At 63.1% G+C, this 22,626-nt stretch carries 20 protein-coding genes and 1 tRNA gene; 12 read left to right on the plus strand and 9 right to left on the minus strand.

Annotated elements, in window-relative coordinates; genetic code table 11:
- Window positions 1–82 precede the first annotated feature (82 nt).
- The 6 genes from NKG95_RS00895 to NKG95_RS00920 all read left to right on the plus strand — a co-directional run bounded on the left by NKG95_RS00895 (window position 83) and on the right by NKG95_RS00920 (window position 4,174).
- Window positions 83–158 (plus strand) — tRNA-Ala (locus tag NKG95_RS00895).
- A 629-nt stretch (window positions 159–787) separates the two neighbouring features.
- Window positions 788–1,687, plus strand: a complete 900-nt coding sequence (locus NKG95_RS00900) for a DMT family transporter (protein WP_023721331.1) — start codon at window positions 788–790, stop codon at window positions 1,685–1,687.
- Window positions 1,684–2,313: a LysE/ArgO family amino acid transporter gene (locus NKG95_RS00905; protein ID WP_023721330.1), complete on the plus strand. Its 630-nt coding sequence runs from the start codon at window positions 1,684–1,686 to the stop codon at window positions 2,311–2,313. The genes NKG95_RS00900 and NKG95_RS00905 overlap by 4 nt, the downstream gene beginning before the upstream one ends.
- 65 nt (window positions 2,314–2,378) lie before the next feature.
- Complete coding sequence (locus NKG95_RS00910; RefSeq protein ID WP_031194636.1) at window positions 2,379–3,218, plus strand: hypothetical protein; 840 nt, start codon at window positions 2,379–2,381, stop codon at window positions 3,216–3,218.
- Window positions 3,219–3,269: 51 nt separating this feature from the next.
- Window positions 3,270–3,956 carry an LOG family protein gene (locus tag NKG95_RS00915; RefSeq protein ID WP_352494101.1) on the plus strand — a complete coding sequence of 229 codons (687 nt, stop codon included), beginning with the start codon at window positions 3,270–3,272 and terminating at the stop codon, window positions 3,954–3,956.
- On the plus strand, window positions 3,953–4,174 hold the full coding sequence (locus tag NKG95_RS00920; RefSeq protein WP_023721327.1) for a hypothetical protein: 222 nt from the start codon (window positions 3,953–3,955) through the stop codon (window positions 4,172–4,174). Before NKG95_RS00915 ends, NKG95_RS00920 begins: the two co-directional genes overlap by 4 nt.
- Here the strand turns inward: NKG95_RS00920 and NKG95_RS00925 are convergent.
- The 6 genes from NKG95_RS00925 to NKG95_RS00950 form a co-directional block, all read right to left on the minus strand.
- Window positions 4,171–6,225 (minus strand): M3 family metallopeptidase, encoded by a 2,055-nt coding sequence (locus NKG95_RS00925; RefSeq protein ID WP_353039905.1) that lies wholly within the window; start codon window positions 6,223–6,225, stop codon window positions 4,171–4,173. The two genes, NKG95_RS00920 and NKG95_RS00925, sit on opposite strands and share 4 nt — an antisense overlap.
- A gap of 90 nt (window positions 6,226–6,315) precedes the next feature.
- Entirely contained in the window at window positions 6,316–6,726 is a 411-nt protein-coding gene (locus NKG95_RS00930; protein ID WP_023721325.1) for a hypothetical protein, read from the minus strand.
- An 11-nt stretch (window positions 6,727–6,737) separates the two neighbouring features.
- On the minus strand, window positions 6,738–7,382 hold the full coding sequence (locus NKG95_RS00935) for a carbonic anhydrase (protein ID WP_023721324.1): 645 nt from the start codon (window positions 7,380–7,382) through the stop codon (window positions 6,738–6,740).
- Between the two features lie 167 nt (window positions 7,383–7,549).
- The gene (locus NKG95_RS00940; protein ID WP_023721323.1) at window positions 7,550–8,575 is read right to left on the minus strand and encodes a transporter; all 1,026 of its coding nucleotides are present in this window, start codon (window positions 8,573–8,575) and stop codon (window positions 7,550–7,552) included.
- Between the two features lie 84 nt (window positions 8,576–8,659).
- A complete protein-coding gene (locus NKG95_RS00945) occupies window positions 8,660–10,264 on the minus strand; it encodes an inorganic phosphate transporter (protein ID WP_353039693.1) in 1,605 nt (534 codons plus the stop codon).
- 120 nt (window positions 10,265–10,384) lie between these two features.
- Window positions 10,385–10,921 carry a TetR/AcrR family transcriptional regulator gene (locus NKG95_RS00950; protein WP_352641294.1) on the minus strand — a complete coding sequence of 179 codons (537 nt, stop codon included), beginning with the start codon at window positions 10,919–10,921 and terminating at the stop codon, window positions 10,385–10,387.
- A gap of 150 nt (window positions 10,922–11,071) precedes the next feature.
- On the opposite strand from NKG95_RS00950, the gene NKG95_RS00955 reads away from it, so the two are divergent.
- Window positions 11,072–12,349: an efflux RND transporter periplasmic adaptor subunit gene (locus NKG95_RS00955; RefSeq protein ID WP_502913911.1), complete on the plus strand. Its 1,278-nt coding sequence runs from the start codon at window positions 11,072–11,074 to the stop codon at window positions 12,347–12,349.
- Complete coding sequence (locus NKG95_RS00960; RefSeq protein ID WP_353039695.1) at window positions 12,346–15,480, plus strand: efflux RND transporter permease subunit; 3,135 nt, start codon at window positions 12,346–12,348, stop codon at window positions 15,478–15,480. The genes NKG95_RS00955 and NKG95_RS00960 overlap by 4 nt, the downstream gene beginning before the upstream one ends.
- Window positions 15,481–15,550: 70 nt before the next feature.
- On the opposite strand, the gene NKG95_RS00965 is transcribed toward NKG95_RS00960, so the two are convergent.
- The gene (locus NKG95_RS00965) at window positions 15,551–16,015 is read right to left on the minus strand and encodes a L,D-transpeptidase (protein WP_023721319.1); all 465 of its coding nucleotides are present in this window, start codon (window positions 16,013–16,015) and stop codon (window positions 15,551–15,553) included.
- 603 nt (window positions 16,016–16,618) lie between these two features.
- Here NKG95_RS00965 and NKG95_RS00970 point away from each other — a divergent pair.
- Entirely contained in the window at window positions 16,619–16,786 is a 168-nt protein-coding gene (locus NKG95_RS00970) for a hypothetical protein (protein WP_023721318.1), read from the plus strand.
- Between the two features lie 78 nt (window positions 16,787–16,864).
- On the opposite strand, the gene NKG95_RS00975 is transcribed toward NKG95_RS00970, so the two are convergent.
- A complete protein-coding gene (locus NKG95_RS00975) occupies window positions 16,865–17,551 on the minus strand; it encodes a winged helix-turn-helix domain-containing protein (RefSeq protein WP_352588153.1) in 687 nt (228 codons plus the stop codon).
- Between the two features lie 46 nt (window positions 17,552–17,597).
- On the opposite strand from NKG95_RS00975, the gene NKG95_RS00980 reads away from it, so the two are divergent.
- Window positions 17,598–18,377 carry a response regulator gene (locus NKG95_RS00980; RefSeq protein WP_198030534.1) on the plus strand — a complete coding sequence of 260 codons (780 nt, stop codon included), beginning with the start codon at window positions 17,598–17,600 and terminating at the stop codon, window positions 18,375–18,377.
- Between the two features lie 39 nt (window positions 18,378–18,416).
- Window positions 18,417–20,504 (plus strand): PAS domain S-box protein, encoded by a 2,088-nt coding sequence (locus NKG95_RS00985; protein WP_031194628.1) that lies wholly within the window; start codon window positions 18,417–18,419, stop codon window positions 20,502–20,504.
- Between the two features lie 93 nt (window positions 20,505–20,597).
- On the opposite strand, the gene NKG95_RS00990 is transcribed toward NKG95_RS00985, so the two are convergent.
- Complete coding sequence (locus NKG95_RS00990; RefSeq protein ID WP_353039697.1) at window positions 20,598–21,002, minus strand: hypothetical protein; 405 nt, start codon at window positions 21,000–21,002, stop codon at window positions 20,598–20,600.
- Window positions 21,003–21,422: 420 nt separating this feature from the next.
- Here NKG95_RS00990 and NKG95_RS00995 point away from each other — a divergent pair, with 420 nt between their 5' ends.
- The gene (locus tag NKG95_RS00995; RefSeq protein WP_353039699.1) at window positions 21,423–22,625 is read left to right on the plus strand and encodes an aromatic ring-hydroxylating oxygenase subunit alpha; all 1,203 of its coding nucleotides are present in this window, start codon (window positions 21,423–21,425) and stop codon (window positions 22,623–22,625) included.
- Window position 22,626: the final 1 nt, after the last annotated feature.

Consider the following 22,626-nt stretch of genomic DNA (forward strand, 5'->3'; position numbering starts at 1 on the left):
ACCAGCGGCAGGCGAGAATTCGGCAGCAAGCGCAGTCTTGACAGGAAACCGCAGCGGCCGATAAAAGCCCCATCCGCTGGACGGGGCTGTAGCTCAGCTGGGAGAGCGCGTCGTTCGCAATGACGAGGTCAGGAGTTCGATCCTCCTCAGCTCCACCAGCGGATTTTTCGAATCCCCTTGCCTGGTTGCATGCCGAAGACAGCGGCCTTGGGCGCTGTTCCGCTTGCGCAAGCTTACTCGGGCAGGGGCGATTTCGCGACGCCGAGAGAAGGCCGCTCGCGACTTGCGGCCATCGACCGGCGTTTACGAACGCGTTAGGCATCGGGCGGCAAAGATCAGCCTCTCAGGTCGCTCGTCCGGCAGGCCAGAGGGCGTTGCCTCCTTCTCCAACCTTCCGAACGACCCCCTAACCTTGCTGCGCTGAGCGTCGCTTCGGCACCATGACCACCTCGAAAAACGCCCCGTAAGCCATCCGTAAGCCACGTTATCGGAACCTCACCCCGTCGATAAAAGTCGATTGCCGCAGGCCCTTCGCCTGTGTCCATCGATCAGGCGGCGGGGGTTTGAAATGGCGGCTACTTCAGCACTTCGAGACAAAATCCGCGACGCCGGACCGAGCGCGCAGAGCGGTTCCAAAAGTTCTCAGCGCGGCCGGCACACAGCACCGCCGGCAGCCTGCAAGCGCAGTTCCAGCGCGTCTTCAGGGCGTGCCGGCCGAAGCCCGCCAGGCTCTCGCAAACAGCTTGAATCGGCACATGTCTGCAATCGGCTCTAGGGGGAAGAGCCGATGTCGAAGCTTCACGCCAACCTGCTTCTCCTGCTTGCCGCCGCTTTGTGGGGTTTCGGCAATGTCTCGCAGAAGACTGTGCTCGGATATCTCGACCCGCTGAGCGCGGCCGGCATGCGCTGCCTGATCGCCGGACTTCTGGTGCTGCCGCTGATGATTGGAGAAAGCCGGGTAGCGAAGACCAAAGGTTTTCGCGCCAGCTTGGCAAGGGTCGGCGCGCTATTCGCCATTTCGATCGTTCTGCAGCAGATTGCCTATCTCGGCACCTCGGTCACCAATGCCAGCTTCCTGATCAGCACCGCGACCGTGATGACGCCGGTTGCAGCGTGGGTTCTGGTCGGGGAGCGGCTGACCGCGACGGTCGGGTTTGCCGCCGGCATGACCCTGATCGGCGCGCTGCTATTGTCTGGCGGCATCGCCGGCTTCAATGGCAGCGACACGACGGTGGTGCTGTCGGCCGCATGCTATGCATTGTGGACGGTCGAGCTCGGCCGCCACATGCAAACCCATGGGCGCCCGTTTGCCACCATGGCGGCGCAGTTCCTCGGCACTGCGGCGGTCACCCTGCCGCTAGCCCTCTCGCATGGCAATTTGTCGGTCGCGACGGCACTCGATGCCTGGCCGCAACTGCTTGTGCTCGGCGTGTTCTCGACTGCCGCCGGCTTCGGCATCCAGACCGTTGCCCAGCGCTTTACCTCTGCCAGCCACGCAGCGGTGATCGTCAGCGCCGAAAGCCTGTTCGGCGCGACTGGCGCCGCCCTTTTTCTCGGTGAGCGGATCTCGCCCATGGGGGCTCTCGGCGCGATGATGATGCTCGGCACCATCCTCTATCTCGTCACCTCGCCCGGGCCGGCGAATCCGGCCGATCCCGTCATATCATCGCTGGAGGGAGCTCCATGAGCTTTGCCGACGCGAGCGGATTCCAGGCTGGGCTTGCGCTCGGCATGGCCTCGATGGCCTCGATAGGGCCGAACAACCTGATGATGATCAGGGAAGGCTTGCTGCGCGGGCGGGTGATGTTCGTGGCGAGCCTGGTGTGGGCGACCTATGTCGCCCTGATCGCCATCTCCTATATGCTCGGCAGCTCGATCGCCGGCCTCGATCCCTCACTCGGAACGGCGCTCTCCTGGCTTGGCCTGGCGGCGGTCTCCTGGTTTGCGGTGAAATCCTTTCGTGCAGCATTGGCCGTCGGCGAGGCCGAGGACCGCTCCGGCAAGGCCGAGACCAGCCGCTCCTGCGTAGCCCGCGTCATGGGCGTGGTCGGGATGAACCCGCTGACCTACGTCGAGCGGCTGTTCGTGCCGGCGGCGTTCGGCCAGTCTTTCGCTGCGAGTGGTACGCAGCTCGAATTCATGGTGACGCTGATCCTGATGTCGGCGCTCGGCTGTTACGGCTATGCGCTCGGCGGCGGCCTCGTGGCGCCGCTGCTGCGCAGCCGTGCCAGCCTGCGCATCTTCGATCTCATCTCCGGGCTCATCCTGTCCACCGTCGCATTGGTCATGGCCGTGGGGCTCGTCTCGCCATGACCGCCCGTAGCAAACGCCCGCTCATCGTGCCGTCAAATGCCACCGCAGCTGAAAAGGAGGACCCAATGCAATTCGACAACGACCGTGCGCCGTTCGGCCGGCATTTCGCGCTTTCAATCTGGAACGACGCGCCGGCCAGCTGGCGTGATGCCTCCGGGCTGGTCGATCGCCTCTCCTTCGAGCCGTCGATTATCGACTTAAAACCGAAATCTGCCGGCCCCAGTCGGACCGCCCGGGCGGTGTCGCGATTTGCGGCTGCCATCCGGGCGCGCATTTCCGGTCCGGGCGGCTACTACAATCTTGGCAACGCGCTGGGGCTGGCAATGGGCGTGGCGATGCAGCTCGCCACCGGCCCTGAATGGGGTGCCGGCACCCTGTTCGACTATTTTGCCGGCAGCGGCAGCGCCGTGGCGTTGACGCTGGCGACGTCGATCTTCTTCTGCAGCGGCGAAGTCTATCACCGCGCCTGGGCTGGCCGCGATGTCCCCGATCCGGCGCTTAACCGGCGCGCCGATCTCCTGTCGGGGCTCGGCGCGATCGGGCTCGGCGTAGCGCTGTTCCTGCTCGGCCAACCGGTGCTGGCTGCGACTGCCGGACTGCTGCATGCGTTGGGAAAATTCGGCAGCGCCGTGTCCGGCATGATTGTGCCCGGTTGGCCGGCCAGGTGGCCCGATCCGTTCCGCAGCGCAGTGTTGGCCAGCCGCCTGCCTGCGGCATTGGCGGCAGCCCTTTCGGCCGGCTCCGCCGTGCCTGAAGTGTGGTCGGGGGCCTCACCCGCCCTTGTCACCGCGCCGCTGACATTGCTCGCCTGCTACGCGCTGTGGGCGAGGGCCGACCTTCTGCTGTTTGCCGACGCCGGCGAAAGCCCACCAACCCGTTCCGCCGCGGCGGGGCAGGGCGACTAGAGCCGCGCCCGCAGGACCATCGTTCAACTGAAGCCAAATGGAGACAGAGCCATGTTCGGAATTTTCAATGACGACGATGCGCCTTCCCTGGAGGGGCTGCTCTATCCGACGCAGACCCGTATCGGCACCGTCTGCGTGTTCGGCGGCGCCCGCGCCGGCAACGACCGGCGCCTCGCGCAAGCGGCCGCGGCGCTGGGCCGCGAAATCGGCAGTGCCGGCATCCGCCTCGTCTATGGCGGCGGCGGTGAAGGGTTGATGGGCGCCGTGGCTTCCGCGGCGGCAGACGCCGGCGGCGAGGTGATCGCGATTGCGCCGCACTTCCTTCTGGAGCGGATGCGGATGCCGCGCGGCGTCGCCCAAATCATAGCGGTTCCGGACATGCACATGCGCAAGCGGCTGATGTTCGACTATGCGGATGCATTTGTAGCGCTGCCGGGCGGAATCGGCACCATCGAGGAACTGGCCGAAGTGATGACCTGGCGCAAGCTCGACCGGCACGACAAGCCGATCCTGGTCGCCGACTTCTTCGGTTTCTGGTCGCCCTGGCTCGACCTGCTCGATCATCTCGAGGAGGCGGGGTTTCTCAGCGGCCACGTGTCGACGGCATGTCTTGTTGCCGACGTGCCGGCGGCAATCCTGCCGATGCTGCAGCGCGGCGTCTGCTTCACGCAAACGCAGCAAGGCGCGAGTACCGTCGGGCGCACCGCTCAATCTCTGGCACCCGTGGCGACACCATGACCGGAGCTGTCGATATGAAGGACCGCTTCGAAGCCATAGCGAACCCAAGCTGCCGGTTCGATATCTGGGACAATGAGAGCGGCGAGCCCGTGGTCCATCGCGGCCGATTGCTCTCCTTTGCCACGACCAAGACGGCGGAGCGGATCGCCGGCTTCCTCAACGAGACAGCCGCGGCCGGTGAGGCCGAGCCGGCCCGAGAAGGGCCGGGCAAGGCTTAGACCAGTCCGCGCTTGGCCATCATTGCTTCCGGTGAAGGCATCTTGCCGCGGAAGGCGGTGTAGAGTTCTTCGGGGTCCTTCGAGCCGCCGGCGGCGTAGATGTTCTTGCGCAGCCGCTCGGCCAGCGCCGGGTTGAACGGATCGCCTGCTTCCTCGAAGGCGGCGAAGGCGTCGGCGTCGAGCACTTCCGACCACATGTAGGAATAATAGCCGGCCGAATAGCCATCGCCTGCAAAGATATGGCCGAAATGCGGAGTGCGGTGACGCATCGCGATGGTGTCCGGCATATTGAGCCTTTCGAGCGTTTCGGCTTCGAAACGAAGCGGCTCTTGCGGCGCCTCCGGGCGCGCATGGTAGGCCATGTCGACCAAGGCCGAGGCGGTGAACTCGACCGTGGCGAAGCCGGCGCCGAAGGTGCGCGCCGCCAGCATCTTGTCGACCAGCGCCTTTGGCATCGGCTTGCCGGTCCTGACATGCAGCGCATGTTTTTCCAGCACCGCCGGTACCGTCAGCCAGTGTTCGTAGAGCTGCGAAGGCAGCTCGACGAAATCGCGGCTGACCGAGGTGCCAGCGACCGACGGCCAGGTGACGTCGGTCAGCATGCCGTGCAGGGCATGACCGAATTCGTGGAACAGCGTCTTGGCTTCATCGACCGACAGCAAGGCGGCCTCGCCGGCCGGCGGCTTGGCGAAATTCATGATATTGTAGATGACCGGCTTCGAGCCAGGACCAAGCTTATAGCCGGATTTGAGTGCACTCATCCAGGCGCCGGAGCGTTTCGAGGGTCGCGCGAAATAATCGGCGAGGAAAAGGCCGCGCTCGCTGCCGTCGGCATTCTTCACGACGAAAACACGTGCGTCCGGATGCCAGGTGGCAATGCCCTTCTTTTCCTCGAAAGAAATGCCGAACAATCGTGTCGCCACGTCGAAACAGGCGTCGATGATGCGGTCGAGCTGCAGATACGGCTTCAGTTCGGCCTCGTCGAAAGCGAATTTCTCGGCGCGCAGCTTCTCCTGATAGAAGCGCCAGTCCCAGGCGGCGAATTTTTCATTGCTGCCGGCCTCGGCCGCCAGCCGCTGCAATTCGGCCTGGTCGGCGGCGGCCTTCTCCAATGCCTTTTTCCAAACCGGGTCGAGCAGCGTATGCACCGCCTCCGGCGTCTTGGCCATTGTGTCGTCGAGCTTCAACGCGGCATATGATTCGTAGCCGAGCAGCTTCGCCTTTTCGGCGCGCAGGCGCAGCATGTCGCGCACTACGTCCGTGTTGTCGGTGGCGCCGCCATTCTGGCCACGCATGATGAAGGCGCGGAACGCCGTCTCGCGCAGGTCTCGGCGTTCTGAGAAGGTCGAGAACGGCTCGTAGATCGAACGCGACAAGGTGACGGCGTAGCGGCCCTTCTGGCCGCGCATCTCGGCGGCTTCCGCCATCGAGCTTTTCAGGAATTCCGGCACCCCGGCAAGGTCAGCCTCGTCGAGGAACAGCGCCCAGTCGCGCTCGTCGGCAAGCAGGTTCTGGCCGAAATTGGTGCCGAGCGACGACAATTCCTCGTTGATCGACGCCAGCCGCTTCTTGCCTTCGGCGTCGAGCTTGGCACCGGAGCGGACGAAGTTTTTCCAGGTCTTTTCCAGTACGCGCAGCGTTTCGGCATCGAGCTTCAAAGCATCGCGGCGCTGATAGAGATCGTCGATGCGGGCAAACAGTCGCTCATTCATCGAAATCGCCGAGAAATGCCGCGACATTTTTGGCGAGATGTCGCGCTCCAGCGCCTGGATCGCCTCATTGGTGTGGGCGCCGGCGCGGCACCAGAAGATCGACGAGACATGGTCGAGAGCCTCGCCGGCGAGTTCGAGTGCGGCAAGTGTATTGTCGATGGTCGGCGTCTCGCCGTTGCCGGCAATCGCCTCGATCTCGGCCTCATGCGCCTTCAGGGCCGCGTCGAAGACCGGAGAAAAATCGCCGTCGCCGATGCGCGTGAAATCGGGCAGGCCGAGCGGCCCTTGCCATGCGGTCAGCGGATGGGCGGCGAGGTCGACGGTGGACGGCATGGGCAAACTTTCGCTGAGTGGGTGGGAGAAGCGGATCGTCACCGATGTAAGGCGCCGGCCGGTTCCACGCAACAGCACGCCCCGTTCATGATTTCCTCAGTAGCCGTCGCAGTTTTCCGCGATCGCGGCTTGCGAACTGGCGGTGATCTGGTCGTTGGCGACCGCAAAGGTCTCCTGCATCAGCATGTCGTTGCTGGGAAAATCATAGCAGGCGATCACAGTGGTGACGCCGCCCTCGGTCTTCTCGATCCGGTGGCGGATTTCGGCGCCGGCGACGGCGCCTTGCCACTCGGCGATCGAAGCGATGAATTCCTGCTTGCTTTGCACGACGCCGAGGTCGTCGAGCTTGATGCGGACGTCGTCGGCGAGCAGGTCCGACAATTCGGTGCGGTCGGCGACGAGCAGTGCCGAATACCAGCGGTCGATGATCGCGCTGTCGTCGGCGCGGGCGAAATCTGCCGAGCACAGCAGTGCTGCCGCCGCGAACGCGACCGGAATTCGCACCATGCCCTTGTCTCCTACTCCGTCTCCGGCCGCTCGAAATCGCCGGTCTCCTTGTTCATCACCCAAAGCTCACCGGTCGAAATATCGAACCAGGCGCCGTGCAGCGATAGCCGCCCCTTGCCTTCGAGGATCGAGACGCAAGGGAAGGTACGCAGATTGGCGATGGAATATCGGATCGATATGCGCTCCAGCGCGGTCTGGCGCTCGGTCGCGGTCATGAAGGTGCTGGACGATACGGTCTCGGCCGCCGGCGCGATCAGGCTCATCCATTTGCCGATGAAATCACCCGGCGACAACGGCGCGGCCGTGGTGTCGAGTGCCGCGCGGATGCCGCCGCAGCGGCCGTGGCCCATCACCACGATGTTCTTGACCTTGAGGCTCTGCACGGCAAATTCGAGCGCTGCCGATGTCGAGTGGAACTGATCGTCGGGCGCATAGGGCGGCACCAGATTGCCGACATTGCGCAGCACGAACAGTTCGCCCGGCCCGGCATCGAAGATCGCTTCGGGCGCAGCGCGGGAATCGCAGCAGGCGACGATCATAGTTTCCGGTGCCTGGCCTTCCCGGGCCAGTGCGCGATAACGCCCGCTTTCGGTGAGATAGCGGCCACTCATGAAATTGCGGTAGCCGGTGAGAAGATGCTCGGGAAGATGGGGCATGGGCAGCGGCGGGAGCCTTTCCGGGTTAAAGGCACGGTTCAATCCCGAAAGGCTCTAGCGCATCGGCCCGAAAATCGGAACCGATTTTCGGAAGGCGGGACGGCGTGGTTTCGACGTGCCAGCCCGTACTTTGCATACAGGCGAACGAACGCCGCCATTAGTCGGCCTCAGAACCGCAGTTTGGCGCCGGCGCACAGTAGAAGCCAGTAGAACAGGCCGGTCGCGCCGACCGCGAGCAGCATCGCCAGGATGAAGCCGCTGGGGCTGTCGGTGAATGGCAGCCCGCCGGTGTTCATGCCAAATATGCCGACGATCAGGGTGCCCGGCAAAAGCAGTGCGCTCATCACTGCCAGCGCCTTGAGGCTGCGGTTCGATTCGTCGGCAAGCTCGGCCGCAAGCTCCTCCTGCAGCAGCCTTGCCCGGTCGTTGATCATGACGACCTCGCGGTCGAGCCGTTCCAGGCGGGCAGCAAGCCGGCGCAGAACTTCATGTGCGCCGGCGGAAAGGTTCCAGGCGGAACGGTCTTCATCCTGGAAAAGTGCTGCCAGGGCCGAGATCGGCCGATGCAAGGATACGGCAAGGCGGCGCACATCCTTCAGCTGTCGTCTTTCGTCGGCAAGCCGCTCGGTCACGAGATGGTCCTCGACCGCATCGAGCCGCTTCGTCGCCGCGGCGAGCCGCAGGCTGGTGGTCTTGCAAAAAGCCATGACCAGCGTTTCGAACAGCTCGAATGCTGTGGCGGGCCGCAGCCCTGCGGCAAGGGCGGTGTGCACTTCCTCCACCGCCGCCAGCGGATGGCGCCGGCCGGTGACCAGCAGCCGCTCCGAGACCGCAAAATGCAATCTGCCGATGGTCGTCGACTGATGGGCGATCTCGCCATGCAGGTCGGCGGAAATGCCGTGGACGACGCCATTCTCATGCGCCAGCACCAGGCTGTCCTCATGTCCTTCGAGGATTGCATGAGCCGACGCCGGCAGCGCGCAGGCATGGCTGACCCAGGAATGGGCGCGCCGGTCGACAAGGTCGACATGCAGCCAGACCCAGCCGTCCAGTGAGGCCAGCGCGGCCTCTATGTCCCGGGGCGCCAGCGATTCGGGAGCTTTGCCGGGAGCGGCATGATAGGCCCAGACCAGCCCGGGGGCATGATGCTGGTCGTCCGCGGCAAGCAATGTCAGATGCGATGCGTCATTCATGGCCGCCGCCGAGACAATGCACGTTCAGGATCCGGGCGGCGCCGGAGCCGGCGCCGCGACATTCTGGCCAAGTCCTATCCCCGCTCAGAATATCTGGCGGAAGATGACGAACAGCACGAAGGCAAGACAGATGGAGACCGGAAGGGTCAGTATCCAGGCCATCAGCATGTTGCGCACTGTCGACCATTGCAGGCCCGAGCCGTTCGCCGCCATGGTGCCGGCAACGCCCGACGACAGCACATGGGTGGTCGAGACCGGCAGGCCGAGATAGTCGGCCGATGCGATGGTCGCCATTGCAACAAGCTCTGCGGACGCACCCTGGCCGTAGGTCAGATGGCTTTTGCCGATCTTCTCGCCGACGGTGACGACGATGCGCTTCCAGCCGACCATGGTGCCGAGGCCGAGCGCCAGCGCGATGGCGACCTTGACCCAGAGCGGGATGAACTTCGTCGCGTTGTCGACCGCCTTGTGATAGGTCGTCACCGCCTTCAGGTCGTCGACCTCCATCGGCAGCAGCTTCTTCTTGTCGATCAGTTTCAGCGCTTCACCGATAAGATAGATGTTGTTGCGGGCGTTGCTGACCAGCGTTGTCGGCAGCTTTTCCACGGACGGATAGGGCGACAACATTGCGCTAGTGTCGTGGATGAAGCTCTGCAGGGCAGGCGTGGTCTCGTCCTTCCAGGTCTTGGTGCGAACGGCGTCACCGACCACGGTTGCCGCGTCGGTCACGGCGACGCCGGGCTTGACGTATTTGCCGAGTACCGTTTCGACCTGCGTCGCTGCGGACTTGTAAGCTTCGAGATAGTTCACGTCCGGTGTGCGGTTGAGCGCGAAGGCGGTCGGCACCACGCCGATCAGGATGAGCATGATGAGGCCCATGCCCTTTTGCCCGTCATTGGAGCCGTGGGCAAAGCTGACGCCCGTGCAGGTGAAGATGAGCAGCGCCCGGATCCACAGCGGCGGCGGAGCGCTCGACTTCGGCGCCTCGTAAAGCTCGCGGTTCCTGACCAGCAGCTTCATCACCAGAAGCAGCAGCCCAGCCAGGCAAAACCCGACCAGCGGCGAGATCAGAAGCGACAGGCCGACATTGCTTGCCTGCGACCAGTCGATGCCGCTGGTGATGGAACCGGCCGGCGCCGTGAACTGGTTGGCGAGGCCGACGCCGATGATCGAACCGATCAGCGTGTGCGAGCTCGAGGCAGGCAGGCCGAGATACCAGGTTCCGAGGTTCCACATGATCGCTGCGACCAGCAGCGCGAAGACTATGGCCAGCCCGGAGCTTGATCCGACCTGAAGGATCAGTTCGACCGGCAGCAGCGAAATGATGCCGAAGGCGACCGCCCCGCTGGCGGTGAGCACGCCGAGGAAGTTGAAAAAGCCGGACCACATCACTGCAAGCTCGGCCGGCATGGAATGGGTGTAGATCACCGTTGCCACCGCATTGGCGGTGTCGTGAAAACCGTTGACGAATTCGAAGCCGAGCGCGATCAGCAGCGCCAGGCCAAGCAGAATCCACGGCACCGCGACGGTGCTGGTCAGGTCCTGGCTGAGCGCGTAGCCGACATAGGCAAGGCCGCCCAGGATGATGACGGCAAAGGCCGGCAGAAACCATTTGCCGGTGCTGTTTGGCCGGTCGAGCGGATGCTCCGGCCTTGGAATTCCTGCTTCGCTGGAAACAATATCGACCATACCCCACTCCTCTTGCGTTGCAGCAAAGAATGGGAGGACGCTATGTCGGCACAATGAAGCCTGTGTGACGGCAGAGCACTTTGAGATTGGAGCAGATAGTGCTGGACGGTGGTTCCTGATCTATTCCGCGATCTCCAGCAGGGTCGATATCAGCAACCGGCGCTCGTCGGCGGAGAGAATGTCCGAACCGAACAGGTTCATGCTGCGAAGCCCTTCGATAGCGAGATAGCAGACCAGCAGCGCCTTGAGATTCGGCGTCTCCTCCTTCAGCCGCTCGAACACTTGCCGCCTGAACGATTTTATCGGCGTCAGGAAATCGGGATCCTCGGCAATCGCCGAAAATATCCAGGTCGCCGACGGTTTCGACTCCTCGGCATGCTCGGCCGAAAGCCTGATATAGGCCGCAAGCGGGCTCTCACCGCTGACGCCGTTGGTGCGGGCGGCCTCAAGCGCCTGTTGGAACGCGCTGAGGTAATCCTCCACCAGCGCCTGCATCAATTTCGCCTTGGTCGGGAAATTGTAGAGAAGACCACCCTTCGACACGCCGGCACGGCTGGCGACCGCATCCAGCGACAGGCTGCCGGGACCCGTCTCGCGCGCCACGTCGGCGGCGGCGGCGAGGATCTTCTCGCGCGAATTTGTTCTGCGGGCCTTCATCAATCGTTCCCCATTCATTAGCTTAAGCGGAATTGACAAGACCGTCCAGACGGTACAGTAAGATTGCCGTCATTTGAAATTGGGACCAGTCACAGGTATGTGTTCCGGTCGTCCGACCGTTATGCTGGGCCATGGCCGAGGGGACTGTTCGTGATCAAGCGCTTCATCATCGCCTTCATTCTGCTCGTGCTGGTGTGCGGCGGCATCGTCGGTTTCAACCTGTTTCACGACATGGCGACCAAACAGTTCTTCGCCACCATGAAGCCGCCTGCCGCGACCGTGTCGACGGTCATCGTCAAACCGATGTCCTGGACACCAGGCATCGAAGCTATCGGCACTGTCAGTGCCGTACGCGGCGTCGACCTGACGGTCGAAACCGCCGGCATCGTCAAGGACATCCTGTTTCATGCCAATCAGAAGGTCGCCGCCAACGCCGTCCTGCTGCAGCTCGACGATGAAGTCGAGCGAGCCGATCTCGTGGCGTCAAGGGCGCAAGCCACATCCGACCAGACGACACTGATGCGCGCTCTTGAGCTGCAGAAGCGCGGGGTCGGCACCGACGCTACGCTCGACACCGCGCAGGCAGCGGCATCGGTGTCCGCCGCGCAGGTAAACAAGCTGCAAGCGGTGCTCGACCAAAAGCAGTTGACGGCCCCCTTCAAGGGTACCGTCGGTATTCCGAAAATCGACCTTGGCCAGTATCTCACACCCGGCACCGCTGTGGTGACCTTGCAGGACTTGGATACGATGCGTGTCGATTTCACCGTGCCGGAGCAGCAGCTTCCGCAGCTGAAGATCGGACAGACGGTGCGGCTGGGCGTCGGCGGCGGCGACATGCCGTTCGCCGGTAGCATCCGCGGTATCGATCCGAAGATCGACCCGACCAGCCGGCTGGTGACGGTGAGGGCGGAGGTCGGCAATCCCGAAGGCAAGCTGACGCCGGGCCAGTTCGTCCAGGTGCGCGTCGAACTGCCCGAGGAGAACAACGTGCTGGCGCTGCCGCAGACGGCACTGACTTCCAGCCTGTACGGCGACTTCGTCTTCGTGGTGCGCCCGGCCAAATCCGCCGAAGCCAACGGGGCGGCTCCCGAGGCGAACCCGGAAGAAAAGCCGGCTGCAGATGCTGCCAAGCCCGCAGCCGAAGCACCCGCCGCAAAACCCGAAGAAAAGCCGGCCGCTACCCCAGCCAAACCGGCAGCGGAAGCCAAACCGGCAGCGGAAGAACCGAAGCCGCAGCTCGTGCTCGCCCAGGTGTTCGTCAAGCCAGGCCGCCACAACGCCGGCTTGGTCGAGATCCTGGAAGGCATCCAGCCCGGCGACGAAGTCGTTACCGCCGGCCAGAACCGGCTCTCCAACGGCATGTCCGTTGCCGTCGACAACACGATCGATCCGAGCAAGCCGGGGAACCAGCAGGCAGCCCAGCAATGAGCTTTTCCGACCTCTTCATCCGCCGCCCGGTTCTTTCGACCGTGCTTGCCTGCATGATCCTGCTTCTGGGTTTTCAGGGCATCTTCAACCTTTCGATCCGGCAGTATCCAGAGGTTGAAGAAACGGCCATCACGATCACCACGGCCTATCCCGGCGCCAGCGCCGACCTGATCCAGGGGTTCATTTCCGCGCCGATCGCGCGTGCTGTCGCTTCGACCGAAAACATCGATTATGTCACGTCGTCGAGCCGGCCGTCATCCAGCACCGTGACAGTGCAGATGAAGCTCGGCTCCGACCCCGACGTCGCGCTGAACGAAGTCTTGTCGAAGGTTCAGAGCGTTCGCGGCGATCTGCCGGACGAAACCAAAGACCCGGTGATCGTCAAGGGCACCGGCCAGCAGTTCGCGATGATGTACATCTCGATGCAGAACCCGAACATGACGCCGGAACAGCTCACCGAATATATCGAGCGCGTCGTGCGGCCGCGTATCTCGACGGTCGAAGGTGTTGCGGACGTGCAGATTTTCGGCGCCGCCGAATATTCGATGCGTGTCTGGATCGACCCGATCAAACTGGCGGCGCGCGGCGTGACGGCGGCGGAAGTGCTGACGGCCATCAACGAATCGAATTTCCTCTCCGCGCCCGGCGATACCGAAAACGAATATGTGGCTTCCTCGATCACGGTTCGCTCGACCCTGCAGACGCCGGAGGCTTTCGCTGCCCTTCCGCTCCGCTCGAAAGACGGCAATGTGGTGAGACTGCGTGACGTGGCCCGCGTCGAGCTCGCCGCGGTGAACACCGACACCAGGGTCACCTTCAACGGCAAGCCCGGCATCTTTCTCGCCATCTTTCCGACGCCGGCCGCCAATCCGCTGACCACCGCGGCGGCGATCCACAAGATTGTGCCGACCATCCAGGAGACGCTGCCGCTCGGCATGACGATCGAGATTGTCTATGATTCGACCGAGCAGATCAGCGCGTCGATCGAGGAGGTGTTCAAGACCATCGGCGAGGCGGTCGCCATCGTCATCGTCGTTATCCTGCTCTTCCTCGGCTCGTTCCGCTCGGTGCTGATGCCGATCGTGACCATTCCGCTGTCGCTGATCGGCGTCTGTTTCCTGCTGTTTTCTTTGGGTTATTCGATCAACCTCTTATCGTTGCTGGCCATGGTGCTGGCGATCGGGCTGGTTGTTGACGATGCCATCGTGGTGGTGGAAAACATCCACCGCCACATGGAGGAAGACGGCTTGTCGCCGATGCAGGCGGCCTTCAACGGCATGCGGGAGATCTCGTCCGCCGTCGTTGCCATGACGATAACGCTGGCCGCGGTGTTCGCGCCGCTAGCCTTCACCGGCGGCCTGACAGGCGCACTGTTTCGCGAATTCGCGGTGACGCTTGCCGGCTCGGTGGTGCTTTCAGGTGTCGTCGCCCTCACCATCACACCGATGATGTCGGCACGTATCCTGAGGTCCGGCTCGCACAGCCGCTTCCAGCGCATTGTCGACAATACGTTCGGGCGCGTCGAACACGTCTATGAGCGGCTGGTCACCGGCTCGCTGAAATATCGCCCGGTGACGCTGATGATCGTCCTCGCGCTGGTCGCCACCACCGGCTTCATGTTCACCAAGACCTCGAGCGAACTGGCGCCGGAAGAAGACCAGGGCTTCTTGCTGTCTATTGTCAACGCGCCACGCTATGCGACGTCGGACTACACCGAGACTTATGTGAACCAGATTCTCGGGCTGGTGAATGATATCCCCGAAACCAGGGCGCGGTTCTCCGCCGTCGCGTTCCAAGGCCCGACGAACAGCGCTTTCGTCGGCTTCGCGTTCAAGGACTGGGCCGAGCGCGCGCGCAGCTCGAAGGAACTTCAGGAAGACATCACTGCCCGCCTTGCCAAGGTGGCAGGCGTCGAGGCTTTCGTCTTCGCGCCGCCGACGCTGCCCGGCTCCGGCGGCGGCCTGCCAATCACAATGGTGGTGCGCTCGACCGGCGAGGCCTCCCAGGTGTACGAGGCGGCCGAGAACATCAAGAACAAGGCGCAGGCCTCCGGTCGCTTCCTCGCCGTGCAGAATTCGATGTCCTACGACGCGCCGGAAGTGACGGTGACGATCGACCGCGATCGCGCCGCGGCACTCAACCTGCCGATCGCCGATATCGGCCGGACGCTGACCCTGTTGGTCGGTGGCGCCGAGGTGGCGCAATTCGACCGCGAATCCAACAGTTACGACATCATCCCGCAGGTACCGCAGCAATTCCGCGACAATCCCGAAAAGCTGGGGGAGTATTTCGTGCGCAGCGTGTCGGGCGAGATGGTGCCGCTCTCGGCGGTGGTGAAGATCTCGACCAACGCGTCGCCGGCGGCAATCGAGCAGTTCAACCAGTTGAATTCCGCCACGATTTCCGCTCTGCCATTGCCCACCGTCACCACCGGTGACGGGCTGAAGACCATCGAGGATATCGCCAGGGAAAGTCTGCCCGACACGTTCTTCATCGACTATACCGGCCAGTCGAGGCAGGAGAAGCAACAGGGCTACACGATCATCATCGCCTTCACGGCGGCTGTGCTCGTCATCTACCTGGTGCTGGCGGCACAGTTCGAAAGCTTCCGCGATCCGCTGATCATCATGATGTCGGTGCCGCTGTCGATCTTCGGCGCCATATTGCCGCTCAACATGTTTCCGAATCTCAACATGATTTTCATGATCAGCGGCTTGCAGTTCAGCATTCCACCCGCGACGCTCAACATCTACACCCAGGTCGGCTTGATTACGCTGATCGGCCTGATCACCAAGCACGGCATCCTTCTGGTCGAGTTCGCCAACCAGCAGCGTGAAATGCACGGCATGCGGCGGCGCGATGCGATCATCGCGTCGGCCAAGGTGCGGCTGCGGCCGATCCTGATGACGACGGCGGCGATGGCGCTCGGAGTGGTGCCGCTGATCATCTCCAGCGGCGCTGGTGCCGCGGCACGCTATTCGATGGGCCTGGTGATCTTCACCGGCATCCTGGTCGGAACCATGTTCACGCTGTTCGTGGTGCCGATGTTCTACACGTTTATCGCCAGCAAGGACCTGCCGCATCACGCCGAAAAGCCGGACCCCAAGCTGATGCCGGTGATGCCGGATTAGATTGTACTAACATTGCACAATAAAGAAGGCCGGATTTCCGGCCTTTCTTGGGAGCTACGAAAAGCATCGCTCATTTGACGATGACGATGCTGGTGTTGGCCGGGCCGAAGACCTCGACGAGCTGATAGAAATCGGCGGCGTTGTCCGGATGCAGACGCACGCAGCCATGCGAGGCCGGCTGGCCGAGGCGCTTGATGGCGCTTGTCGCATGTACGGCGTAGCCGCCGCTGAAGAACACCGAATGCGGCATCGGGGCGTTGTCGTATTTCTTCGAATACCACATTTCATGCATGCGGGTCGGCTTGAACGAACCGGTCGGCGTGACGTGCGTCCTGTCGCCGGTCGAGACTTTCCAGGCGAATGTCGGCCGGCCGTCGACCAGGATTTCCATGGTCTGCTGTGACAGCGACACACGCGCGACGATCTTGTTGGCGGCCGCGTGGGCTGCGCTGTTGCCGGCACTGACAAGCAAGGCAGCACCGGTGATGACGGCGGCGGCGATGTTGATGAGCTTGGCGGAAATGGCGGTGTACATGATGTCTCCCCTATTCTGCCGGTCGGGGCCGGCTCAATTCGATGACCGGCTTATCGGGGCGTCATGTTTCGAGCCGATTTCGCTAGATGCTCGTTTGTGTTTCGATTCTGTTTCCCCTGGTTAACAGAAAACGCCGTGCAAAGCGGCTTACAGCTGTTGGACGTCGTCATGACAGCGGCGGCGTGTTTGCCTAAGCGGATCAGCCAAACCGCGGCACGAATACGCGATTGTCTTTCGTTTGAGAGGAATTCCACCTGACTCCGAAACCGAGCTGCAACAAAGCGCGGCCTCGGCGGCATGATCCGGATACAGCGAACGGGCAAAGTTGACGTAACGAAAACAGCGGGCAACGAACGATCGGAAGCCAACACTGTTTTCGCTACGGTCTGGATTGTCTGGACAGTTTCCAGCCTGCGCGTCGACCGGCTCAAGCCCCTCTGGCGGGGGCGGCTTAGAGCCGTTGAGGATGCGCGGCGCCTCCGGCAACTTGCAGCCGAGAGGACCGAAGGCCCGCGCCGCAACGGGGGGCTCCGCTGGCGGCGCGGGCGCTTCGGGGGTTCCCCTGAAGCGCCCGTAAATCCCCAATTTTGAGGAAAGAACAGGATGAAAACGAAATTCGCCGCTTCCGTGCTTTCTGCCCTGCTCTACGTGCAGGGCCTGCTCGGCATTGCCGGCCTCGCAACCGTGCTGCTGAAGGAACGTGCGCATGCCGGCGAGGTCAGCACGAACAGTGACATGCCGTCAGGCCCGTCGCTTCTCGTGGTGCGCTGAGGAAAGAGCATCGGACCCAAAAGCGGGAACCGGTTTTAGGAAAATCCGATACTCAAAAAAGGGGTGGCTGTCCTGCATTCAATCGGCGAATTGCGTTGGCGGATCGAACCGGTAACCCGCACCCCGTATGGTGGTGATGGTTTCGGTGTCGAGCTTGCGGCGCAGCCGCACGATGCGCGAATCGATCGACCGGTCGAAGGCTTCGGCATTTTCGGCGGGCGCGGCGGCGATGATGTCGTCACGCGTCAGCACCTTGCGCGGGCTGGCCAGGAACAGCCTGAGCAGCGCCACCTGCCCGGCGGACAGCTGTTCTTCCGTGCCCGAGCGGTGCATGACGATGGCCGACCGGAGATCGACGGTCGCGTTCTCCAGCACGATCAATTCCCCGGCGCTCCTGCCGCGCCGAGCCAGCAGGCCGCCAACGCGGGCGGCAAGCTCCCTGACATTGAGCGGGCTTTCGACGACGTCGGCGGCGCCGAGCTCGAGCGCCAGCACCTTGTCGACCAGATCGGCCGGGCGGCAGATCAGGATGAAATCCGGTCCACCTTCGCCGCCATGTCGCCTGAGCAGGTCGCGCCCCTCCGCCTGGCTGACGCTGTCGCCGACAACCACGACATCGATACCCTTTTCAGAAAGCAGCGATTCGGCTTCCCACGGCTGTCGCGCGGCGCGGACGTCATGACCGCGTCGCTTGAGATGATCGGCGAGATCGGTCGCAATTACTTCAGCGACGGAAACAAGCGCGATGACGGATCGTGCAGCCATGTTTTTCTACCCCGCATACGGCAACCCAAGAAGAGTGCTGGACATCATGTTTATACCCAATCTACTTTCCGCTGAAAGCGGGAGCGAACGCATCGTGCGGGCACGAATTGTCATTGTCGAGGACGAGCCCGACCTGAGGGACGCGGTCGCCGAGTATCTCGGCGCCAGCGGCTATGATGTGGCCACGGCCGAAAGTGCGGCGGCGGCGCGCGACCTGTTGGAAGCCCAGTCCTTCCATCTGGCCATTCTCGACATCGCCATGCCGGGCGAGGACGGCCTGTCGCTCGGCCGCTGGATGCGGTCGAAAATGCCGATCGGCATCATCTATGCGACGGCCGCCGGTACCGCGCTCGACCGCATCGTCGGACTGGAGCTCGGCGCTGACGACTACATCGTCAAGCCTTACGAGTTGCGCGAAGTGCTGGCCAGGGTGCGCAGCGTGCTGCGCCGCGTTCCGGAGCCGACCGAACCACAAAAAGCCAAGGCTGAAACATCCGGTGGCCGCCGGTCCGTGAGCTTCGGCGCCTTTCACGCCGACCTCGACGGCAGGCTCGTCACCGGCGCCAACGGTGCGGTCATCGACATGGCCAAGAGCGAGTTCGACGTGCTGGAGGTGTTCCTTACCCGCGCCAACCGGCTGTTGACGCGGGCGGCGATCTCCGAGGCGATCGGTTTCGTCGAGGACGCGGAATCGTCCCGCGCCGTCGACATCCGCATCATGCGGCTGAGAAAGAAGATCGAGGCGGATCCGGCCAATCCGAAATTCCTGCGCACGGTGCGCGGCGAAGGCTATATCTTCTCGCTGCCAGCCGGCGAAAATAACTGAGGCCTGGCGGCTTGAGCAAGCCACGGCCAGGAAATGACCATGACGGCTGAAACAGCACGCGCGGACTCGCAGGGCGCCAGGCAGGGCGCGGCGATGGCGGCCGTGCATGTGGTTCGCCGGCTGCGCGAAGCCGGCGACTGGCAGCGCGAGATGGAGGGTATCCTCCAAACGCTTTGCGAAGCCATGGATTGTCACCGCGGCATCCTGTTTCGCCTGCGCGAACTGCCCGGCCAGGGCTTCGCCCAGTCGGTCGCCGCTTATTGGATCGCCCCCCGGTTTGGCGGCGAGCTGGCGTCACCGACCGTCATCATGCAGTCGGTCGTCGATTCGGACCCATTGCTGGAACAGCTGGCGGAGGACGAGCGCCAAGGCAAGATATTCGCCGGGCACACACGCGATCTCGAAGGCTTTCTGCGGACCGATTTCGAAAAGCAGAACATCAAGTCGTTCCTGTCGGTGTCGGTCTTTTCGCACGGCAATTTGTGGGGCACGCTGGCGGTCAACGACTGCGTCAACGAACGCGAATGGACCGACCAGGAAGAGGCGGCGCTGCACATGGTGGCACTCGCCATTGGCGACGCCATCGAACGGTCGCCCTCCGACGCGCATGCCAGTGACGTCATTCGCCGCACCATGCTACAGGCCTCGCTCGACGCCATCATCGTCATCGACGAGACCGGCTCGATCATCGAATTCAATCCGGCCGCCGAGAAGATGTTCGGCTATCGACGCAGCGATATCCTCGGCAAGGACCTGCTCGACACGGTCGTGCCGGAATATTACCGCAAAGGCTATGCGTCGGGCGCCGAATACATGTCGGGCCGCGGGGCGCCGATGGTCGGCCAGCGGCTCGAAACGGTCACCCAGAATGCCGCCGGCGAGGTTTTTCCGATCGAGCTGACGGCGACCGAGATGCGGGTCGCCGATCGCCATCTGATCTTCGGCTCCATCCGCGACCTGCGCGACAGATTGCGCGCTGAGGAGGAAATCAACCGTCAGCGCGAAAAACTGCACCAGAACGAGAAGATGGCGGCGATGGGCTCGCTGCTTGCGGGCGTTTCGCACGAGCTCAACAACCCGCTGGCCGTGGTCGTCGCCCAGTCGACGCTGCTGCATGAATTCGCCGCCGATCCGCAGACCAAAGTACGCGCCGAAAAGGTGCGCGCCGCTGCCGAGCGCTGCGGCCGTATCGTCAAAAGCTTCCTGTCGATGGTCCGCCTGCACCCGACGGCGCAGGCCGAGACCGACCTCAACCAGGTGATCCGCGCGGCACTCGAAGTGACCGCCTATGGCGCGCGATCAAGCGGCATCATCATCGACACCGATTTCGCCGGCGGCCCGCTGCTGGCCATGGCCGATGCCGACCACGTGACGCAGGTAGCCGCCAACTTCCTCATCAACAGCCAGCATGCCTTGGCCGGCATTGCCGGCGACCGGCGGATCAAGGTCCGGACGTTTCGCAGCGACCGCGGCAATCCCGGATTCTCGGTCGAGGACAACGGGCCAGGCGTGCCGGAAGCGATACGCTCACGCATATTCGAATCCTATTTCACCACCAAGCCAGTCGGCGTCGGTACCGGTATCGGCCTGTCGATTTCCAAATCGATCATCGAGCGGCACAATGGCAATATCTGGTTCGAGGAGGTTTCGCCGAGAGGCGTGCGTTTTGTCGTGCAGTTGCCGGCGATCGCTGCCGGCGCGGTCGCCGCCGGCGACAGTCCGTCGCGGTCGAGCGGCTTGCGTCACGCGCTGATCATAGACGATGAGCCGGATGTCGCGGCGTCGCTGTCCGACATTCTGGAGTTGATGGGCATCAAGTCGCGGATCGTGCCGGCCTGGGTCTCGGCCGCCGCGACCCTGAGCGGCCACATGCCGCCGGACATCGTGTTTTCCGATTTGCGCATGCCCGGCACCAGCGGCATAGCCGCCTATCGCGAGCTGCTTGCCGAAATGCCGGATCTGGCGCGGCGTTTCGTGCTTGTCACCGGCGATCTGATCGGCGCAAAAGGCGAAATCGAGGCGCTGCCGGCGCCGCAGCGGCCGCCAATCCTCGAAAAGCCGTTCAGCACGCTGGATGTGCGCGGCGTGCTCTCGGCCATTGCCGAGCAGGTCGCTTTGGGCGGCTAGACTCCCAGAGAGACAAAAAGGAAAGAAAAAAGGCTCCCAGCCGACATTGCGGCGGGAGTCTGACTGGAGTGCTGGAGGGCGCTCGCGAAAAGATCAAAAAACGTTCGGCGTATCGGCCAGCGGGGCGGCGTTGGCGATCATGCGGACGGGCCGTGCCTTGCCCGACTTGGCAGCGATGGCGCGCAGGCAGTCCAGGCTCTCGGCGCCCCAGGCCTGACCCTTGCAGGCAAAATCGATGTCCGGGATCGACAGGCGCGCCGTCTTGGTCGTGGTCGTCGCGCCGTCGATGAGGTTGACCGGCGGGTTCAGCGAGGCGAAGGCCGGACCGACGGTCGGCGTGAACGCCATGCCGGCAAACGCGGCAGCGGCAAGCAGCAGGAACATCGCCATCGGGTGATCGCTGGCGCGCTGGCGCAGCGCCAGCTTCGGGCGCCGGTCGTTGCGCTGCGGACCCTGCAGGCGATGGTCGTTGTCGGTGATCTGGGTTTTCGTATGCATCGTCGTTTCCTTCGGTGTTCTTCTTTTCCCTGTTGAAACGAACTTAATCGCACCTTGTAACGGGCCAACGATGATGGATTAACGATTGTGTAACCGGCATGAAACCAGGCCCGCGGCCATTCCGGGGCAAACCGATCATGCGTAGCTGGCCGCACCGGTGGCATTCAGCGCTCGTTTTCCGCTATCCACGGCAGCGGATCCACGTCGTCTTTTCCAGGTTCACGGATGGTCGGGCGCCCAACAAGCGTAAGGGGATTAACGCCCGGAATTCGCGGGATTTTCCCGGCTTCGATCGTTCTGGCTCGGCTCTCAATTACCGATCGGTTTCCCGTCAAGAATTCGCCCAATTTTCGCAAGCCATTGCATTTCAATGGAAAATATGCTTTTATTGAACGTCCATTCAATAAATAAGAGCCTTTCATGAACCCGCATCTGCGTGACGTGGCAATCCCCAACGATTGGGATCGGCGGGGGCTGCCGGGCTGGAGCTATCATTCCGACGCCCTGCTCGAACTCGAGAAAGAGCACGTCTTCCGCAATCACTGGCAGATCGCCGGCCATGTCTGCGACGTGCCGAACGCCGGCGACTATCTGACGATGGATGTGGTCGGCGAGCGGGCGCTGATCGTGCGCGGCAAGGATGGCGTGGTGCGCGCCTTCAACAATATGTGCCGCCACCGCGGCAGTCGCGTCGTTGCCGATAGCCAAGGCACTTGCAAGAATGCGCTGGTCTGCCCCTTTCATGGCTGGGTCTACAATCTCGACGGCACGTTGCGCGGCGCTGCCCGCCCGCGGTCCTTCCCCGACCTCGACAAGACCGAATTCGGCCTGATGCCGCTCGAGCTCGAAATCTGGATGGGTTTCATCTTCATCCGCTTCCGCAAGGGTGGCCCGCAGCCATCCGTGGCCGAGCTGTTGAAGCCGATCGAAGCCGAGATTGCCCATTACGGCGTCGCCGAGATGGTGCCGTCCTGGGGCATCTGGACCCAAAAGACGCCGGTCAACTGGAAGTCGGTGCGCGACGTCGACAATGAAGGCTACCACGTCGCCATGGCGCATCCGGCGCTGCAGGATCTTTATGGCGCGACCTACTTCGACGAGCCGTTCGTCAACGGCGTGTCGCGCTCGTTCGCCACTTACAACCCGCATGCCGGACGGCGCTGGAGCGTCGCGCAATACATCAAGCTCGCACCCGAGGCGAAGCAACTGCCGGAGCACCTGCGCAAGGCCTGGATCTATTACGGCATCTTCCCGAACAACGCGCTGTCGATCATGCCGGAGTCGGTGCAGTTCTATCAGGAGTTCCCGCTGTCGACGGGTGAGACGCTGCTGCGCGGCGCCATCTACCGCTATCGCGACGAGAGCAGGGAGCAGGCGGCTGCCCGCTACCTATCCTACCGCATCGACCGCGACACGCTGGCCGAAGATGTACAGCTTTCGATATGGTCCAACGAATCCATGCTGTCAGAAGCCTTCGGAGGTTTTTACCTCTCCGATCTCGAATATGGCGTGCGCACCCACCACGACCATTTGCGCAAGCAAATTCCCGTGCTCGGATTGGAGACCGCGCCCGAGGAGAAGGATATGTGGGCGCTCAACGAGGCGCTCAGATCACGCTCCTGAC

The organism is Mesorhizobium sp. M1423, from assembly GCF_040317575.1.
Classification (GTDB): Bacteria; Pseudomonadota; Alphaproteobacteria; order Rhizobiales; family Rhizobiaceae; genus Mesorhizobium.

What these genes read in the sequence shown, in the direction of transcription:
- NKG95_RS00900 (WP_023721331.1), top strand. Translation starts at nt 788, where the DNA reads ATGTCGAAGCTTCACGCCAACCTGCTTCTCCTGCTTGCCGCCGCTTTG.
- NKG95_RS00985 (WP_031194628.1), top strand. Translation starts at nt 18,417, where the DNA reads ATGACGGCTGAAACAGCACGCGCGGACTCGCAGGGCGCCAGGCAGGGC.
- NKG95_RS00990 (WP_353039697.1), bottom strand. Translation starts at nt 21,002, where the DNA reads ATGCATACGAAAACCCAGATCACCGACAACGACCATCGCCTGCAGGGT.
- NKG95_RS00960 (WP_353039695.1), top strand. Translation starts at nt 12,346, where the DNA reads ATGAGCTTTTCCGACCTCTTCATCCGCCGCCCGGTTCTTTCGACCGTG.
- NKG95_RS00995 (WP_353039699.1), top strand. Translation starts at nt 21,423, where the DNA reads ATGAACCCGCATCTGCGTGACGTGGCAATCCCCAACGATTGGGATCGG.
- NKG95_RS00975 (WP_352588153.1), bottom strand. Translation starts at nt 17,551, where the DNA reads ATGGCTGCACGATCCGTCATCGCGCTTGTTTCCGTCGCTGAAGTAATT.
- NKG95_RS00910 (WP_031194636.1), top strand. Translation starts at nt 2,379, where the DNA reads ATGCAATTCGACAACGACCGTGCGCCGTTCGGCCGGCATTTCGCGCTT.
- NKG95_RS00930 (WP_023721325.1), bottom strand. Translation starts at nt 6,726, where the DNA reads ATGGTGCGAATTCCGGTCGCGTTCGCGGCGGCAGCACTGCTGTGCTCG.
- NKG95_RS00905 (WP_023721330.1), top strand. Translation starts at nt 1,684, where the DNA reads ATGAGCTTTGCCGACGCGAGCGGATTCCAGGCTGGGCTTGCGCTCGGC.
- NKG95_RS00970 (WP_023721318.1), top strand. Translation starts at nt 16,619, where the DNA reads ATGAAAACGAAATTCGCCGCTTCCGTGCTTTCTGCCCTGCTCTACGTG.
- NKG95_RS00980 (WP_198030534.1), top strand. Translation starts at nt 17,598, where the DNA reads ATGTTTATACCCAATCTACTTTCCGCTGAAAGCGGGAGCGAACGCATC.
- NKG95_RS00945 (WP_353039693.1), bottom strand. Translation starts at nt 10,264, where the DNA reads ATGGTCGATATTGTTTCCAGCGAAGCAGGAATTCCAAGGCCGGAGCAT.
- NKG95_RS00950 (WP_352641294.1), bottom strand. Translation starts at nt 10,921, where the DNA reads ATGAAGGCCCGCAGAACAAATTCGCGCGAGAAGATCCTCGCCGCCGCC.
- NKG95_RS00935 (WP_023721324.1), bottom strand. Translation starts at nt 7,382, where the DNA reads ATGCCCCATCTTCCCGAGCATCTTCTCACCGGCTACCGCAATTTCATG.
- NKG95_RS00940 (WP_023721323.1), bottom strand. Translation starts at nt 8,575, where the DNA reads ATGAATGACGCATCGCATCTGACATTGCTTGCCGCGGACGACCAGCAT.
- NKG95_RS00920 (WP_023721327.1), top strand. Translation starts at nt 3,953, where the DNA reads ATGACCGGAGCTGTCGATATGAAGGACCGCTTCGAAGCCATAGCGAAC.
- NKG95_RS00965 (WP_023721319.1), bottom strand. Translation starts at nt 16,015, where the DNA reads ATGTACACCGCCATTTCCGCCAAGCTCATCAACATCGCCGCCGCCGTC.
- NKG95_RS00915 (WP_352494101.1), top strand. Translation starts at nt 3,270, where the DNA reads ATGTTCGGAATTTTCAATGACGACGATGCGCCTTCCCTGGAGGGGCTG.